This window comes from Longimicrobium sp., assembly GCA_036389795.1.
In the GTDB taxonomy this organism is placed as follows: Bacteria; Gemmatimonadota; Gemmatimonadetes; order Longimicrobiales; family Longimicrobiaceae; genus Longimicrobium.
In genome coordinates this window covers 36,908-51,415 of sequence record DASVWD010000021.1, presented here as the reverse complement: position 1 = coordinate 51,415, position 14,508 = coordinate 36,908, and the positions used below count along the sequence as shown (strand labels likewise).

The following is a 14,508-nucleotide window of genomic DNA, read 5'->3' as shown; positions in this document are numbered from 1 at the left end:
GCGCAGGGCAACCCTCCCAAAGCTGGACCCAGGCCACGGGGCTGCCGCGACCGAGATCGCCAGGCCAGTCGGGCCGCCACTACCGGCGGCATTCCGCCGCCGGGGAGCCTCCCGCAGGGTCCCCCGGCCAGCGGCGAGGCGGCATTCCGCGCTTCGCCGCCATGTACGCCAACGGCGGTGCCGATGTACCGCCAGGGAGGACCTATGGCTGTTCGTCGCATGCTCGCCGTGCTCGGCGTGGCCCTGGTGGCCGCGTCGTGCTCGGACCGTTCCCCCGTGCAGGTCGACGACCGCGCGCTGGCGCCCGCGGACGCCTCCGAAGTCGTCATCCCCTCCGGCCTGCTCGACGACATCCCCGTGACCGGGACCCTGTCGGGCGGCGGCACCTTCGCGGGGCTGCTCGACGTCACGGAGCTCGAGGTGGTCGGCGGGCAGATCCTGGTGTCGGGCGCCCTGGCCGGGGCGGCGCGGATGGGGAGCACGGTCGTCCCGGTCTCGCAGGGCTTCACCGACGTGGTGCTGGACGTGACGAGCTCGCCCGGGAAGTCGTGCCGGGTCCTGACGCTCGACCTGCGCCCGATCGCGCTCCCGGCGCTGGGACAGACGGTGAACCTCTCCGGCTTCGTGCTGAACACCACCAGCGTGATCGAGCCGGGCCGGCTGAACCTGCTGCGCAACACGCTGTGCAAGGTGGTGCGCCAGCTCGGCCACTGAGCCGGCCGCCGCGACGCGCTCACCGCCTGCCGGAGCTGACCGGACGAGCTGACTGGCTCGGAAGAGGAAGGACGAACGGGAGGGGGCGTGCGGGCGCCCCCTCCCGTTCTTCGTGCCCCGGATCCCCGTCGCCCCCGGCCCCGCCGCTCCCGTTCGTCCCCGGATTCCCACCGCTCGCAAACGCGGCCTGCCGCTTCGTACCACGGACGCAACCTTCCGGGGTCTCCCCACGTCCTATGCTGCGGGAAGTGGACGAGGGTCACCGCCCGCCGGGCGGCCGGTCGTCACCGATCCGGTACGGGAGATCGACGCGGCCGCGCCGGCCGGGTGACGCTCCTTCCCCACCTTTCCCGCGTCGCCGCCACCCGAGGCGACACCGAACCCCGAAATCGGCGAGGGACCCGATGAAGACGATGAAGATGGGCGGACAGGCGTTCCTGGTGCTCGGCACGCTGCTGCTCTCGGGCGGCGCCGCGGCCGCGCAGGCCCCGCGCGACGTGGCGCCGGACGCCGCGGCGACGGCGCTGATCGACCCGGCCGAGGTGCAGCAGCGGCTGGAGCAGGCCGACGCGCTGCTGCGCGACGGCCGCTCCGACGAGGCGCGCGTGGTGCTCGCCGCGCTGGCCGACGAGCAGAAGGTGGCGGGGATGTCGGCGGCGGAGACGCTGCTGCGGCTGGCGTCGGTGTACCACGGGAAGAACAACCTCACGCGCGCCGCCGTCACGCTCGACGACGCGGCGACCGAGGCCGAGGCGCACGGCGAGCCCGCGCTGCAGGCCCGCGCGCTGCTGGAGGCGGCCACGATCTACGCCGGCGCCCGCGAGTTCGAGAAGGCGCAGTTCCGCATCGAGCGCCTGAAGAAGCTGCTGGACTCGCCCCACCTCCCCGCCGAGCTGCGCGCCGAGATCGAGTCGCGCCTGCGCGGCTGAGCCGGACCGAAGCACCAGGAACGAGAGCCCCGGGTGAGAGATCTCCTCCGGGGCTCGATTTTCCATGTCTCACACGGAGTTAACGGAGGTAACGGAGAACAACGAGGCCCTCTGTTTACTCCGTTGACTCCGTTTCCTCCGTGTGAGATATCTGTTACGGTCTCGTCTGAACGATGCCCTGAAGCAGGATCAGATGATCGGGCCGCGCGGCTCTTCCGGCGCGGGGCCGGGCCGCGGGCGCGGCCGCCCGCGCAGCCCCAGCTCGGCGCGGAGGCGGATGTGGCGCAGCACGTCCTCGCGGGTGAGCATCCCGATCACCCGCCCCTCGGCGACCACGGGGACCTGGCCCACGCCCGCCGTCTCCATCATCTCCAGCGCCTCCCACAGGCCGGTGTTGGGCACCACGGCCAGCACGCGCTCCCAGGGGACCATCACCTGCTCCACCGTCACGCTCGGCCATTCCGCCTGCGGCACGCGCGTGACGTCCCTGAGCGTCAGCAGGCCGTAGACGCGCCCGGCGCCGTCCACCAGGAAGCGCCGCTCGCCCTGGCGCAGGATGCGCTCCTCCACCAGCGCGCGCAGCGTGGTCCCCGGCGCCACGATGGGCACGCGCGGCGACATGAGCTGCCCCACCGTCACCCCGCGCAGCTCCTGGTGCAGCGCCGACTGCGCCACGCTCGAGGCCGCCGCGTTCTGGAGGAACCAGCCGAGGAAGACCAGCCACGCCCCGTTCAGGTCGCCGCGCACCACCCTCCACAGCCCCATGCCCATCATCGCGAAGGCCACGAGCTGCCCCAGGAACGCCGACGCGCGGGTGGCGCGGTGCGGGTCGCCCGTCACCTTCCAGATGATCGAGCGCAGGATGCGCCCGCCGTCCAGCGGGTATCCGGGGACCAGGTTGAAGACCGCCAGCGACAGGTTGATCCACGCCAGCAGGAAGCCGAGCGCGGCCAGCGGCGCCCAGGGCCGCGCGAGCAGGTGGAGCCCGGCGAAGAGCGCCGCGAGCGCGAAGCTCACCGCCGGCCCGGCGGCGGCGATGCGGAACTCCGCCCCCGCGCTCGGCGGCTCGCGCCCGATGGCCGCCACCCCGCCGAAGACGAAGAGCGTGATGGAGCGCACCGGCACGCCGTTGCGCTGCGCCACCACCGCGTGTCCCAGCTCGTGCAGCACCACCGAGGTGAAGAAGAGCGCCGCGGTGACGAGCGCCAGCAGCCAGCGCGCCCCGGGCCCGAGCTGGGGGAAGCCGGCGGCCCCGTAGTCGGCCGCGAGCGACCAGGTCACCAGCCCGAAGACGATCAGCCAGCTCCAGTGCACGCCGATCGGGATCCCGCGCACGGTGAGGAGGCGCACGTTCGCCTGCATCCGGATCTCCGTCCTTTCGTCGAGGAGAGAGGGCGAGCCTTCCTGTACCGCCCCTCCCCGGCGCCGTTCCCGCACGGGGCCGGAGAGAAGAAAATGGTTCGACCACGTCTCCAATTCGTCAGCCAGCAGGAACGAAACCAGGGGCGGTTCTCGCGAGAGCCGCCCCCGATCCGGTGATCCAGTCCGTCGAACGATGTTGGAGCTACGGCGACCCGAGGTGGCGCCGCCGCATGCGCGTGACGGACTTTTCCTTGACCAGGTACAGGAAAGGCCTGGGCTCCTGCACGGCCAGCCGCTTCAGCTCCGGCCAGTGGCGGACGACCGTGCGGACGATGGTGCAGAAGCCCTGGACCGTGTCGTTCAGGAAGAACGCGCCGACCCCCAGGTCGCCGATGACGGCGCGCTCGTGCGGCGTCCGCAGCACCTTGCGGTCCGAGCCCAGCACGCACCACCCGCGCTCGCCGGCGTAGCGGAACACGGCTTCGTCCGGCGCGCCGGGAGGGAGGACGTCGCGCACGTGGTACGCGCTCTCGCCCAGCTCCTCGCGTAAGGCGCGGGCCAGGCGGCGCGGGACGTTCTCGTCGAAGAGGAGGACTACGCCGCGCGCAGCCACTGCTGGAAGTCGAGCGCGGTCTGGACGTGCCCGGGCTCGATCTCGTAGATCCAGGCGACGCGCTTGAGCGCCCCGTCGCCGTGCGTCCGCCGTTCCGCGCCGTACGCGTCGGCGAGCGTCCGGGTCTGGATCCCGACCTCTTCCACGACCGGGGCGCCGAACGCGTGGCGGGGATCGACGACCACGCCGCCCCGCCTGCCGAGCGGCCACCAGCGCGAGGCGAGGTCGTCGACGCCGAACTCGAGCTGCTCCAGGTACGGCTTCACCAGCTGCGGGAAGGCCTGCTGCCCGTGCCCGCGCAGCTGGACGAACGCCTCGGAGCCGTCCGCCTCTTCGATGGCGCCGTAGAGGAAGCTGTCCGGGTCCACGTAGAGCTGGCGCAACGCGAACGGATGCTCGGAGGTGTAGAGCCGGGCGGCGACTCCGGCGGCTTCCCTGATCGTCTTCCACGACGCGCCCGCCTTCTGGAAGGCGCGGATGTACAGGAGCTCGACCAGCTCGACGAAGGTCAGGGCGCGCTCGCCTTCGACCTCGGGCAGCTCGGTGCGGATCAGCGGGGGATGCTGGACTCGGCCGTCCGGGCGGTTGCGCCGGTAGCCGAAGGCCCAGCGCCGCACCGTCCCCGCGTCCTGGTGCAGGAGCGCCGCCGCCTCTGGGGCAGTGTAGATCCCGGTGCCTGCCTTCATATGCTCCCGGAGAGATGGGATCGCCGAAGCCGAACGGATCGGCGCATGATACACGGAAGGGGGCCTCCGCCGCAAGCCCCTTCTTCGGGTTCTGGCGATGGTGGCAAATGGACGGCGCTTCAAGGTCGGCGAGCGCTCAGACCCGTACGTTTCCGGAGCACGGCGACGGGCTTTCGGTTTTGGGGACGATCGGGGACGAAGCTCCTCCCACCATGGGATTCGACGCCCGCGCACGCCGTCCAACGCCCGCCGGGGTCCGCGTGTCTTGCCTTTCGCTGCCGCACTTTCGCCGAGGGTCGGCAGAGAGGACTCCGAGGAGACGCAAGTCGTGGCGGCGCCGCAGCTTCCGCGAAGTCGGCAGGCTTGATTCCGCGGGGGTGGAGGCGCTAGATTTCAGGTTTCCTCCGCGACACGCGCGGCGCCCGCCGTCCCGCCCGGGGACAGGCGGGCCGGGCGCACACCATTTTTGGAATAGACGCAGGATGCACAAGCGGTTGTTCTCGCTTCTCCTTCTCGCCCTCGCGCTCCCCGCCGGGGCGGCGCCGCTCTTCGCGCAGGCGCCCGACACCCTGGCCCTCTCCGCCGGCGACGCCGTGCGCCGCGCCCTGGAGGCCGGCGACGAGGTGGCCCTGGCCGAGGGGCGCCGCGACGCCGCCGGCGCCCAGATCGGGGTGGCGCGCGCCTCGGGGCTGCCGCAGCTGCGCATGGCGGGCAACTTCAGCCACGTCTACGAGAACGCGCGCGCGCAGGCCGTGGGGCAGATCTTCAACCAGCCCAACACCTACAACGTCAACCTGAACCTCAACGTCCCCCTCTTCCAGGGCGGGCGGATCAGCGCGGGGCTGCGCGGCGCGCGGGGCTTGCGCGGCGCCGCCGAGGCCGACGTGGAGGACACGCGCGCCGAGGTCACCGTGAGCGTGCTGCGCGCCTACCTGGCCGCGCTCCTCGCCGACCGGCTGGTGGCGATCCAGGAGAGCAACCTGCAGCAGGCCGAGGCGCGCCTGGTGCAGGTCCAGCAGCTGGAGGCCGCCGGCCGCGCCGCGCGCTACGACGTGCTGCGCGCCCGGGTGGAGCGCACCAACCTGGAGCCCGCCGCCATCCAGGCCCGGAGCGACCGCGACCTGGCGCTCCTGGAGCTGCGCCGGCTGCTGAACCTCCCCGCCGAGCAGCCGCTCCGGCTCGTTTCCGCGGTGAACTCGGAGGAGGTGCGCGCACTGGCCGCGGGCGTGGAGTCGATGGCCGCCGCGGCCGACTCCGCCGCGCTGGAGGAGCTGCCCTTCGTGCGCGCCGCCCGGCTGCGCGCCGACGCCAGCCGCGCGTCGGTGAGCGTGGCGCGGGCGGACTACCTCCCCACCGTCTCGGTCTTCTTCCAGGGCGGCTACCAGGCGTTCCCGGTGGAGACGCGCCTCCCGCTGGAGCGCGGGCAGCTGGTGACGGTCGACTGCCCGCCCGACACCCCCGCCGGGCGCACCTGCACCCAGCAGAACGGCGGCTGGTTCAGCGACCGGCTGATGGGCGTGCAGGTGAGCTGGCCGGTGTTCGACGGCCTGCGGGCGCGCTCGAACGTGGCGCTGGCGCGGGCCAACTGGAACGTGGCCCAGCTGCAGGCCCGGCAGGCGCGCGAGACCGCCGCCGCCGAGGCCCGCCGCGCCCGCGCCGGGCTGGAGCGCGCCCGCGCGCTCTTCGAGGCCAGCCGGCAGAACGCCACCGAGGCCGAGGAGGCGTTCCGCCTGGCATCCCTGCGCTACCAGCGGGGGCTGGGGACGCAGCTCGAGGTCTCCGACGCGCAGCTGGCGCTGCTCACCGCGCGCACCAACGAGGCGCAGGCCACCCACCAGCTGTACCTGGCGGTGGCCGAGCTCTCCCGCGCGCTGGGACGCCCCGTCCCGCTCCCCGCCGGCACGGCGCCGGCGGGCCCCACTTCCCGATAGAGACTCTGACCGTGCAGCGCAGCACTTCTTCGCATATCCTCCGGGCGGCCTCGCTCGCGGCGATGGTCGCCGCGGCGGCCGCCTGCTCGCGCGACGCCGACGCCGCCGGGGGCGCGCCCAAGGGCGGACCCGGCGGGCCCGGGGGCCCCGGCGGCGGCCGCAGCGTGACGCTGGCGCCCGGCGACGTGGCCTCCCCGCGGCGCGCGCCGATGGAAGACGCCATCCCCGTCACCGGGACGCTGGCCCCCCTGGAGCGCGCCGAGCTGCGCGCCCGCCTGGAGGGCGACCTGGTGGGCGTCTACGTCCGCGAGGGCGAGCCGGTGCGCGCCGGGCAGCTCCTGGCGCGCTTCGAGTCGGCCGAGGAGGCCGGGCAGCGGGTGAGCGCGCAGGCCGACGTGGCCGCCGCGCGCAGCGAGGTCTCCACCGCCGAGTGGAACCTGGAACAGACGCGCGAGCTGCACCGCGAGGGCGCCGTCCCCGAGCGCGACGTGCGCCAGGCCGAGCAGGCCGCGGCCGCCGCCCGCGCCCGGCTGGCCGCCGCGCAGAGCCGGCTGCGCTCCAGCTCCATGACCGTGGCCGACACCCGCGTGCTGGCGCCCGCCTCGGGCGTGATCGAGCGGCGGCTGGTGAACCCCGGCGAGCACGTGAACCGCGGCGCCGCCATGTTCACCCTGGTGCAGGGCAACGTGCTGGAGCTGGCGGCCTCGGTCCCCGAGCGGCAGGCGCTCCTGGTGCAGCCCGGGCAGGCGGTGCGCTTCTCCGCCGCCGGGCGCGAGTTCACCGGCCGGGTGGCGCGCGTGAACCCCTCGGTGGACCCGGCCTCGCGCGCGGTGCGCGTCTACGTGCAGGTGCCCAACCCCGACGGCAGCCTCCGCGCGGGGACCTTCGCCACGGGACGGATCGTGGCGAGGATGGTGGACGACGCGCTGGTGGTGCCCGTGGCCGCCCTGCGCGAGGGGCGCGAGGGGGCCAGGCCGTTCGTCTACCGGATCGAGAACGAGAAGGTCGAGATCGCCGAGGTGACGCCGGGGCTGCGCGACGAGGGCGCCGGGCTGGTGCAGATCGTGGACGGCCTGGCCGAGGGCGACCGCATCGTGGTGGGCAACGTGGGGCTGCTGGGGCGGGGGATGCAGGTGCGCATGGCGGCGCCGGGGCGCGGCCGCGGCGGCAGGGGCGGACCGGGTGGACCGGGCGCCCCCGGCGGCGGGCAGCGCGGGGGCGGCGAGGGCGGAGGGCGCGCGCCGGGCCAGGGCGGCCCGGGCGGGCAGGGCAGATAACGAACGGGATCGAAAGCGATGTTCCTCTCCGACGTATCGATCCGCCGGCCGGTGTTCGCCACCATGATGATGGTGGCGCTCGTCGTCCTCGGCGTCGTCAGCTACCGGCGTCTCGCCATCGACGAGTACCCGGACGTCACCTACCCGATCGTGGTGGCGCAGACCGCCTACCCCGGCGCTTCCCCCGAGGTGGTGGAGCGCGAGGTGAGCCGCCCGATCGAGGAGGCGCTCAACACCGTGCAGGGGATCAAGGAGGTCGCCTCGACGTCGCTCGAGGGGAGCTCCCTGGTGCGCGTGCAGCTGGAGCTGGGCGTGAACGTGGCCGAGGCGCAGCAGGACGTGCAGGCCAAGGTGGCCCGCCTCCGCCGCCAGCTCCCGCCGGGGATCGAGGACCCGGTGATCCTGCGCTTCGACCCCAACGAGCGGCCGATCATGTCGATCGCGCTGCAGAGCTCCGAGCGGCCGCTCCGTGAGCTCACCAACATCGCCGACGAGGTGGTGTCGACCCGCTTCGAGGCCATCCCCGGCGTGGGCGGCGTGAACGTGGTGGGCGGGGCGCGGCGCGAGATCAAGGCGCAGCTCGACCCGGCCGCCATGCGCGCCTACGGGATCAGCCCGCAGCAGGTGATGCAGGCGCTGCAGCGCGAGAACCAGGACGTCCCCGCCGGCCGCGTGCGCCGCGGCGAGCAGGAGCGCCTGGTGCGCGTCTCGGGCCGCATCGACGACCCGCTGGCCTTCAACGACGTGGTGGTGGCCGTGCGCGACGGCGTCCCCGTGCGCCTGCGCGACGTGGGGAGCGTGGTGGACGGCTCGGCCGAGCGGCGCAGCGCCGCCTTCATGAACGACGTCCCCGCGGTGGCCATCGACATCCTCAAGGTGGCGGGGACCAACACGGTGGAGGTGGCCGACCGGGTGCGCCTGGCCTCGGCCGAGCTGGAGCGGACGCTCCCGGAGGACGTGAAGCTGTCGGTGATCCGCGACGACTCGCGGCGCATCCGCGCCTCGCTGGACTCGGTGCAGCACGAGCTGGCGCTGGGCGCGGTGCTCACCATCCTCATCATCTACCTGTTCCTGAACTCCTGGCGCTCCACGGTCATCACCGGCCTGGCGCTGCCCATCAGCATCATCTCGGCGTTCTTCGTGATGTGGCTGTTCGACTTCACGGTGAACACCATGACGCTGCTGGCGCTGGCGCTCTCCATCGGCCTCCTGATCGACGACGCCATCGTGGTGCGCGAGAACATCGTGCGCCACCTGGAGATGGGGAAGGACCACCACACCGCCGCGCGCGAGGGGACCAGCGAGATCGGCCTGGCCGTGGTCTCCACCACGCTGGCGGTGATGGCGGTGTTCATCCCGGTGGCCTTCATGGGCGGGATGATCGGGAAGATCTTCTTCCAGTTCGGCGTGACGGTGGCGTTCGCGGTGCTGGTGTCGCTCTTCGTCTCCTTCACCCTGGACCCGATGCTCTCCAGCATCTGGCCCGACCCCGAGGTGGAGGCGCGGGTGCACGGGCGCGAGGGGGTGACGCCCGCGCGGCGGACGCGGAACCCCGTGGTGCGCTTCGCCCACTGGTTCAACGGCCGCTTCGAGGCGGTGGCCGAGCGCTACCCGCGGTGGCTGAGCTGGGCGCTGGGGCACCGGGTGAAGGTGCTGGTGGGCGCGGTGCTCTCCATCGGGCTGGCGGCGTTCCTCCTGCCGCGGCTGGGCTTCACCTGGATGCCCGACTTCGACGGCGGCGAGTTCAACGTGGGCTACCGGGTGCCGCCGGGGTCGCGGCTGGAGTACACTATCGAGAAGGGGCGCGAGCTCGACCGCTTCCTGCGCTCACAGCCGGAGGTGGCCTACACCTACATGTCGATCGGCGGCGGCTTCCGGGGCACGCCCAGCAACGGGCAGATCTTCGTGAAGCTGAAGGAGAAGAACGAGCGTGAGCGCTCGCAGGCCGACATCCAGGACGCGCTGCGCGGCGAGCTGCGGCGCGTCCCCGGGGTGCGGGCCAACATCACGGGGACCCCGACGATCTTCGGCGGGCGCGGGCAGCCGATCCAGGTGAACGTGCAGGGGCCGGAGTTCAACACCCTCAAGCTGGCGGCCAACCAGGTGCTGGACGCGCTGGAGAACGTGGAGGGGATCGCCGAGCCGAACAGCCAGCAGGAGGAGGAGGTCCCGCAGCTGGACGTGGTGGTGGACCGGCAGCGCGCCTGGGCGGCGGGGCTGGGGATCCAGAGCATCGGCCAGACGCTGCAGCCGCTCTTCACCGGGCAGCGCGCCACGCGCTGGGAGGACCCGCAGGGGTACTCGCACGACGTGATCGTGGTGTACCCCGACAGTTTGCGCACCTCGGCGGGCGACGTGGGGAACATCCCGGTGGCCAGCAGCAACGTGGACCCCGATTCGCGCCAGCCGGCGATGATCCCGCTCAGCGAGGTGGCCGACGTGCGCGCCGGCACCAGCCCGGTGTCGATCGAGCGGCGCAGCCTGGAGCGGCAGGTCTCGGTCTCGGCCGGGGTGCTCCCCGGGCACAGCGTGGGCGACGTGGCCAACGACGCGCGCGAGGCGATCGACCGGGTGGGGCTGCCGCCGGGGTACCGCGCGGTGTTCACCGGCGACGTGCAGAACCTGGAGGAGACCAAGGGCTACGTGGGGGCGGCGCTCCTGCTGGCGGTGGTGTTCATCTACCTGATCCTGGCCTCGCTCTTCGGCTCGTTCTTCCAGCCGCTGGCCATCATGCTGGCGCTGCCGCTCTCGTTCCTGGGCGTGGCGCTGGCGCTGTGGCTCACGAAGGGGAACCTGAACGTGATGACGATGATCGGCATCGTCATGCTGATGGGGCTGGTGACCAAGAACGGCATCCTGCTGGTGGACTTCGTGAACCACGAGCGCGAGCGGGGGGTGCCGCGCACCGAGGCGGTGCTGACCTCGGCGCGGGTGCGCGTGCGGCCGATCATCATGACCACCATGGCGATGATCTTCGGCATGATCCCGCTGGCGCTGGCGCTGGGCGAGGGGAGCGAGCAGCGGGCGCCGATGGCCCACGCGGTGATCGGCGGGCTGATCACCTCCACGCTGCTCACGCTGTTCGTGGTGCCGGTGGTCTACACGCTGCTGGACGACGGGATCGCGTGGGTGCGCGCGAAGCTCGGCGGCCGCCGCCCCGCCGCGGTGCACGTCCCGGCGCGCCCCACCCCCGCCCCGAAGCGCGAGCCGGAGACGATCGCGGCGGACTGAGCGCGGACGCGGGCGACGCCGTCGCCAGGATCGGCAGGAGAGGAACCGCCCCCGGGGCTCATCGCGAGCACCGGGGGCGGTTTCTACGGGCCGTGGTTATGTTATACCGGACGTTCACAGCACACTTCGAGCAAAGCCAGAGTTTCTGGATCGGTTTCTCTCTGGATCAACGCTCGAGCGAAGTCATTGTCTAGACTCCCAAACTCATTGAGGAGACGGACCGCATTGAATCGCCAAGCGTCATCCCAGTGTTCTAAGGCAATTGCGCAAAGGAAGGAACGGGCTTCCTGCCTATAGTTGTGCATCCCGAATGAGATTACCGCCTCCCATTCCTCAAACGGCAGAACCGCGGTTGCCTCCACTAGCTCATCAGGACTCGCCTTCTCATCAATAAGTCGAAGAACGGGTGCCATATCTGGATGGAAAGCCCAATCCCAGGGAAGCAGCCCCCGTGCAATTGAGCGCCAGCATAGCGTGAGGGCTTTGTCCAGAGACAATTGCATAACGGCCACATTGTGCTGCTTGAGCTGATTCTCGGCACCCTTGCTAAACCCTTCTGGCGCGACAAGCAGGCCGGCCCCGACTTCGGTATCCAAGAGCATCGATAAGAAGCTACCAGTGACGGTAAGATCAACTTTCCTTTTATGAAGCTTGGCATCGGCTATGAGGAAGGGATGTGCGTCCCCTGCCTTATAAACGACAACATCCACCTGACGCGATGTTCCACTTTGATTGCCAGGAAGCGAGACATTGTGTTCAACCCGAAAAGCGGGAGGTGGAAAGTCGTAGAGCAGTTTCTCGAAGAGGGCCCATTCGTACTCCTCAGGGCTCAACAAACGCTGTGATGAATCACTCATGGTCTGCCATCGCGAGGAAGGTGTCTCTTCTGCTCCAATCTACTCCCATTGCTCCTCCTACGCCCGGGGTGGCTTCTGTTTCGCATTTCAGAACGGGTGAAAACTGGGCTGCGGAACTTGAAAGAGTCTTGACACGTCGCAAGCAAACTGTACATTCCGTGCATCCGTTGCCCGCAACGGCGGCGGCTTTACCTCCCCCGGGTCTGCAGAATCCCTGCACACCCGGGGTTTTTCTTCTCCACTTTTGCCTAATACCCTCACCGCAGGCCGCAGCCGGTCGGGGGATCGGGGTCGGGGCGGTATTCCGGCGCGCCGGGGGCGTAGGGCCGGCCGGGCTCGACGCGGACGCCTTCGACGAACCAGCGCAGGCCGCGGACGTTCTCGACGTGGCGGCGGCGCCAGCCTTCGGGGCGGCGCACCCAGGTCTCGGTCTGCAGCGCGCTGGTGTCTACGCGGCGCGGGCTGTCGCCGATGCGCTGGATGCGCGAGAGCTCCTGGCACACGTCGGCCACCGCGGTGTCGCCGCGCAGGGTGAACTCGCGGATGCGGTTGCGGATGTGGATCACGGAGTCGATGGCAGAGGTCATCCGCCGCGTGTAGTCCTCCATCGCCGCATAGTCGAACGCCTGCCCGTTCGGGTTGCGCGAGGTGAAGTCCGGCGCCTGCAGGGCCAGGATCGCCTCCAGGTCGTTCCGCCGGATCGCCTCGGCCAGGCGCTCGTACTGCGCCTCGACCTCCGCGCGGGCGTCCGATCTGGGCACGGGCGGCGGGGGATCGCACGCGGCGTGGACGAGCGCGAGCGCGGCGGGCGCGAGGCGGCGGGGGCGGGTCCGGTCTCTCATTTCGCTCCTCCGGTGGCTTCTCCCGATCGTGGACGGGACTTGGATCGCCGGGGGAGGAGGGAGGTTGCATGCGCCGGCGTGAGGCGGCCGGGGCTTGCCACGCAGGCCGCTTCGCCGTAGATGCGAGGGGTGCGGCGCGCGGCCGCGGCCACAGGACAGCGAAGCGGGGGCGACATGGAGGTCAAGGAGCACGACCTGCCGGGGGTGGGGAAGAAGTTCGCCTGCACCACCCGCGGCGGCGACCGGCTGACCGTCATCATCCACAACACGGGGCACCGCGAGGTCTACCTCTTCGAGCGGGGGGAGGACTTCCCCGCCGCCGCGGTGCGCATGGACGACGCCGAAGCGCGCAAGCTGGGGGCGATCCTGGGCGGCGCCTACTTCCAGCCCACGCCGGCGGAGTCGATGGACCTGATCCTCGACCAGCTGGCCGTGGAGTGGATGAAGGTGCGCCCCGGCTCGCCGCTGGAGGGGCAGACCATCGGCGAGGCGGCGGTGCGCAAGCGCACGGGGGCCAGCATCATCGCCGTGCTGCGCGGCGGGCGGGCGGTGCCCAACCCGCAGCCCGACGAGCGGATCGCGGCCGGCGACACGCTGGTGGTGGTGGGCGACCGCGAGCAGGTGGGGCGCCTGGGCGCGCTGCTGCGCGGCGGCTGACGGGCGGCCATGCACGGCGAATTCCTGCTGGGCGCCGGCGCGGTGCTGGCGGCCCTGGCGCTGGCGGGCATCCTGTTCGCGCGGCTGGGCCAGTCGGTGGTCCCCGCCTTCATCCTGCTGGGGCTGGCGCTCCGGCCGGTGGGGCTGGACCAGGAGCTGGTGGACGTGCTGGCCACGCTGGGCGTGGCGCTCCTGCTCTTCTTCATGGGGCTGGAGTTCTCGCTGCGGGCGCTGCTGGAGAACCGGCGGCGCATCGTGCGCGGCGGGCTGGTGGACCTGGCGTTCTGCTTTCCGCTCGGCCTCGCGGCGGGGCTGGCGTTCGGGTGGGGGATCGAGGGGGCGCTGATCCTGGCGGGCGCCTTCTACGTCTCGTCCAGCGCCATCATCGCCAAGGGGGTGATCGACCTGGAGCGCACGGCGAACCCCGAGACGGAGACGGCGCTCGGGGTGCTCGTCTTCGAGGACCTGTTCGTGGCGCTGCTGCTGGCGCTGCTCTCGGGCGCGGTGCTGGCGGGCGAGCCGTCGGCGGGATCGGTGCTGCGGGGGATCGGCATCGCGGCGGCCTTCTTCGCCGTGTTCGTGGTGATCGCGCTCAGGGCGGAGCGGGTGCTGGACTGGGCGCTGGACCTGGAGAGCGACGACCTGCTGCTGCTTGCGGTGGGCGGGCTGGTGCTGCTGCTGTCGGCGGCGGCGCTGGCGGCGGGGCTGTCGGAGGCGATCGGGGCGTTCCTGGCGGGGGTGGTGCTGGCCGAGACGCGCCACCGCGAGCGGGTGGAGCGTCTCTTCGCGCCGCTGCAGGGGGTGTTCGCGGCGGTGTTCTTCCTGGCGTTCGGGCTGTCGCTGGACCCGGCGCGCTTCGCGGGGGTGTGGCCGCAGGCGCTGGGGCTGGCGGTGCTGGGAATCGCGGCGAAGGTGGCGGGCGGCTACCGCGCGGGGCTCGCGGACGGGCTGTCGAAGCGCGGCGCGCTGGCGCTGGGGCTCACGCTGGTGCCGCGCGGCGAGTTCTCCATCCTGCTGGCGGGCGTGGCGGCCACGGCCGGGCTGGCGGAGGTGAACGCGGCGATCGGGCTGATGGTGCTGGCGCTCTCGCTGGCGGGGACGGCGACCATGCAGTACGCCCCGCGCATCGCGCAGCGGGTGTTCCCCCGCAAGGGGCCGCGCCCTCCGCTGCCGGACTACGTGCTGGGGCCGCCGACGTCGGACGAGGAGGCCCCGTCCGGAGCGCCGGGCCCGCCCGGTTCGGGCGGCGAGCCTCCAGCGCGACCGCAGAGTTAGGCGCGGCCGCGGGCAGCCCTCACCCGCCGCCTTGGAGCGGCAACCCTCTCCCAGGTTTGGGGCAGGTTTGGGAGAGGGTGGACATGACAGGGCCGGTGCGTGGGGTGGCGGATGAATCCGCGGCAACAACGGCG

General features: G+C 72.0%; 12 protein-coding genes. 7 read left to right on the top strand and 5 right to left on the bottom strand.

What is annotated here, in order from left to right:
- Positions 1-204: 204 nt before the first annotated feature.
- Positions 205-714 (top strand): hypothetical protein, encoded by a 510-nt coding sequence (locus VF746_02650; GenBank protein HEX8691316.1) that lies wholly within the window; start codon positions 205-207, stop codon positions 712-714.
- A gap of 404 nt (positions 715-1,118) precedes the next feature.
- Positions 1,119-1,643 (top strand): hypothetical protein, encoded by a 525-nt coding sequence (locus tag VF746_02645; GenBank protein HEX8691315.1) that lies wholly within the window; start codon positions 1,119-1,121, stop codon positions 1,641-1,643.
- Positions 1,644-1,832: 189 nt separating this feature from the next.
- Here VF746_02645 and VF746_02640 read toward each other — a convergent pair whose 3' ends face one another.
- From VF746_02640 to VF746_02630, 3 genes are all read right to left on the bottom strand, one after another.
- The gene (locus VF746_02640) at positions 1,833-3,005 is read right to left on the bottom strand and encodes a site-2 protease family protein (GenBank protein HEX8691314.1); all 1,173 of its coding nucleotides are present in this window, start codon (positions 3,003-3,005) and stop codon (positions 1,833-1,835) included.
- Positions 3,006-3,207: 202 nt separating this feature from the next.
- On the bottom strand, positions 3,208-3,618 hold the full coding sequence (locus VF746_02635) for a DUF5615 family PIN-like protein (GenBank protein ID HEX8691313.1): 411 nt from the start codon (positions 3,616-3,618) through the stop codon (positions 3,208-3,210).
- Positions 3,600-4,304 (bottom strand): hypothetical protein, encoded by a 705-nt coding sequence (locus VF746_02630; protein HEX8691312.1) that lies wholly within the window; start codon positions 4,302-4,304, stop codon positions 3,600-3,602. The genes VF746_02635 and VF746_02630 overlap by 19 nt, the downstream gene beginning before the upstream one ends.
- A 482-nt stretch (positions 4,305-4,786) precedes the next feature.
- On the opposite strand from VF746_02630, the gene VF746_02625 reads away from it, so the two are divergent.
- Genes VF746_02625 through VF746_02615 form a run of 3 tightly spaced genes read left to right on the top strand, consistent with a single transcriptional unit; the run spans position 4,787 to position 10,743 of the window.
- The gene (locus tag VF746_02625; GenBank protein ID HEX8691311.1) at positions 4,787-6,235 is read left to right on the top strand and encodes a TolC family protein; all 1,449 of its coding nucleotides are present in this window, start codon (positions 4,787-4,789) and stop codon (positions 6,233-6,235) included.
- Between the two features lie 11 nt (positions 6,236-6,246).
- Positions 6,247-7,512: an efflux RND transporter periplasmic adaptor subunit gene (locus VF746_02620; protein ID HEX8691310.1), complete on the top strand. Its 1,266-nt coding sequence runs from the start codon at positions 6,247-6,249 to the stop codon at positions 7,510-7,512.
- An 18-nt stretch (positions 7,513-7,530) separates the two neighbouring features.
- Positions 7,531-10,743: an efflux RND transporter permease subunit gene (locus VF746_02615; protein ID HEX8691309.1), complete on the top strand. Its 3,213-nt coding sequence runs from the start codon at positions 7,531-7,533 to the stop codon at positions 10,741-10,743.
- 101 nt (positions 10,744-10,844) lie between these two features.
- Here VF746_02615 and VF746_02610 read toward each other — a convergent pair whose 3' ends face one another.
- Positions 10,845-11,600: a hypothetical protein gene (locus VF746_02610; protein ID HEX8691308.1), complete on the bottom strand. Its 756-nt coding sequence runs from the start codon at positions 11,598-11,600 to the stop codon at positions 10,845-10,847.
- Positions 11,601-11,857: 257 nt separating this feature from the next.
- On the bottom strand, positions 11,858-12,442 hold the full coding sequence (locus tag VF746_02605) for a nuclear transport factor 2 family protein (GenBank protein ID HEX8691307.1): 585 nt from the start codon (positions 12,440-12,442) through the stop codon (positions 11,858-11,860).
- A gap of 174 nt (positions 12,443-12,616) precedes the next feature.
- Between VF746_02605 and VF746_02600 the strand changes: the two genes are divergently transcribed.
- Positions 12,617-13,099, top strand: coding sequence for a cation:proton antiporter regulatory subunit (locus VF746_02600; protein HEX8691306.1), 483 nt, complete (start codon positions 12,617-12,619; stop codon positions 13,097-13,099).
- A gap of 9 nt (positions 13,100-13,108) precedes the next feature.
- Positions 13,109-14,374: a cation:proton antiporter gene (locus VF746_02595; protein HEX8691305.1), complete on the top strand. Its 1,266-nt coding sequence runs from the start codon at positions 13,109-13,111 to the stop codon at positions 14,372-14,374.
- Positions 14,375-14,508 lie beyond the last annotated feature (134 nt).

Bases quoted from the DNA above. Each gene is read 5' to 3' on its own strand.
- VF746_02595 (HEX8691305.1), top strand. From the start codon at position 13,109: ATGCACGGCGAATTCCTGCTGGGCGCCGGCGCGGTGCTGGCGGCCCTG.
- VF746_02600 (HEX8691306.1), top strand. From the start codon at position 12,617: ATGGAGGTCAAGGAGCACGACCTGCCGGGGGTGGGGAAGAAGTTCGCC.
- VF746_02630 (HEX8691312.1), bottom strand. From the start codon at position 4,304: ATGAAGGCAGGCACCGGGATCTACACTGCCCCAGAGGCGGCGGCGCTC.
- VF746_02605 (HEX8691307.1), bottom strand. From the start codon at position 12,442: ATGAGAGACCGGACCCGCCCCCGCCGCCTCGCGCCCGCCGCGCTCGCG.
- VF746_02615 (HEX8691309.1), top strand. From the start codon at position 7,531: ATGTTCCTCTCCGACGTATCGATCCGCCGGCCGGTGTTCGCCACCATG.
- VF746_02650 (HEX8691316.1), top strand. From the start codon at position 205: ATGGCTGTTCGTCGCATGCTCGCCGTGCTCGGCGTGGCCCTGGTGGCC.
- VF746_02645 (HEX8691315.1), top strand. From the start codon at position 1,119: ATGAAGACGATGAAGATGGGCGGACAGGCGTTCCTGGTGCTCGGCACG.
- VF746_02625 (HEX8691311.1), top strand. From the start codon at position 4,787: ATGCACAAGCGGTTGTTCTCGCTTCTCCTTCTCGCCCTCGCGCTCCCC.
- VF746_02640 (HEX8691314.1), bottom strand. From the start codon at position 3,005: ATGCAGGCGAACGTGCGCCTCCTCACCGTGCGCGGGATCCCGATCGGC.
- VF746_02610 (HEX8691308.1), bottom strand. From the start codon at position 11,600: ATGAGTGATTCATCACAGCGTTTGTTGAGCCCTGAGGAGTACGAATGG.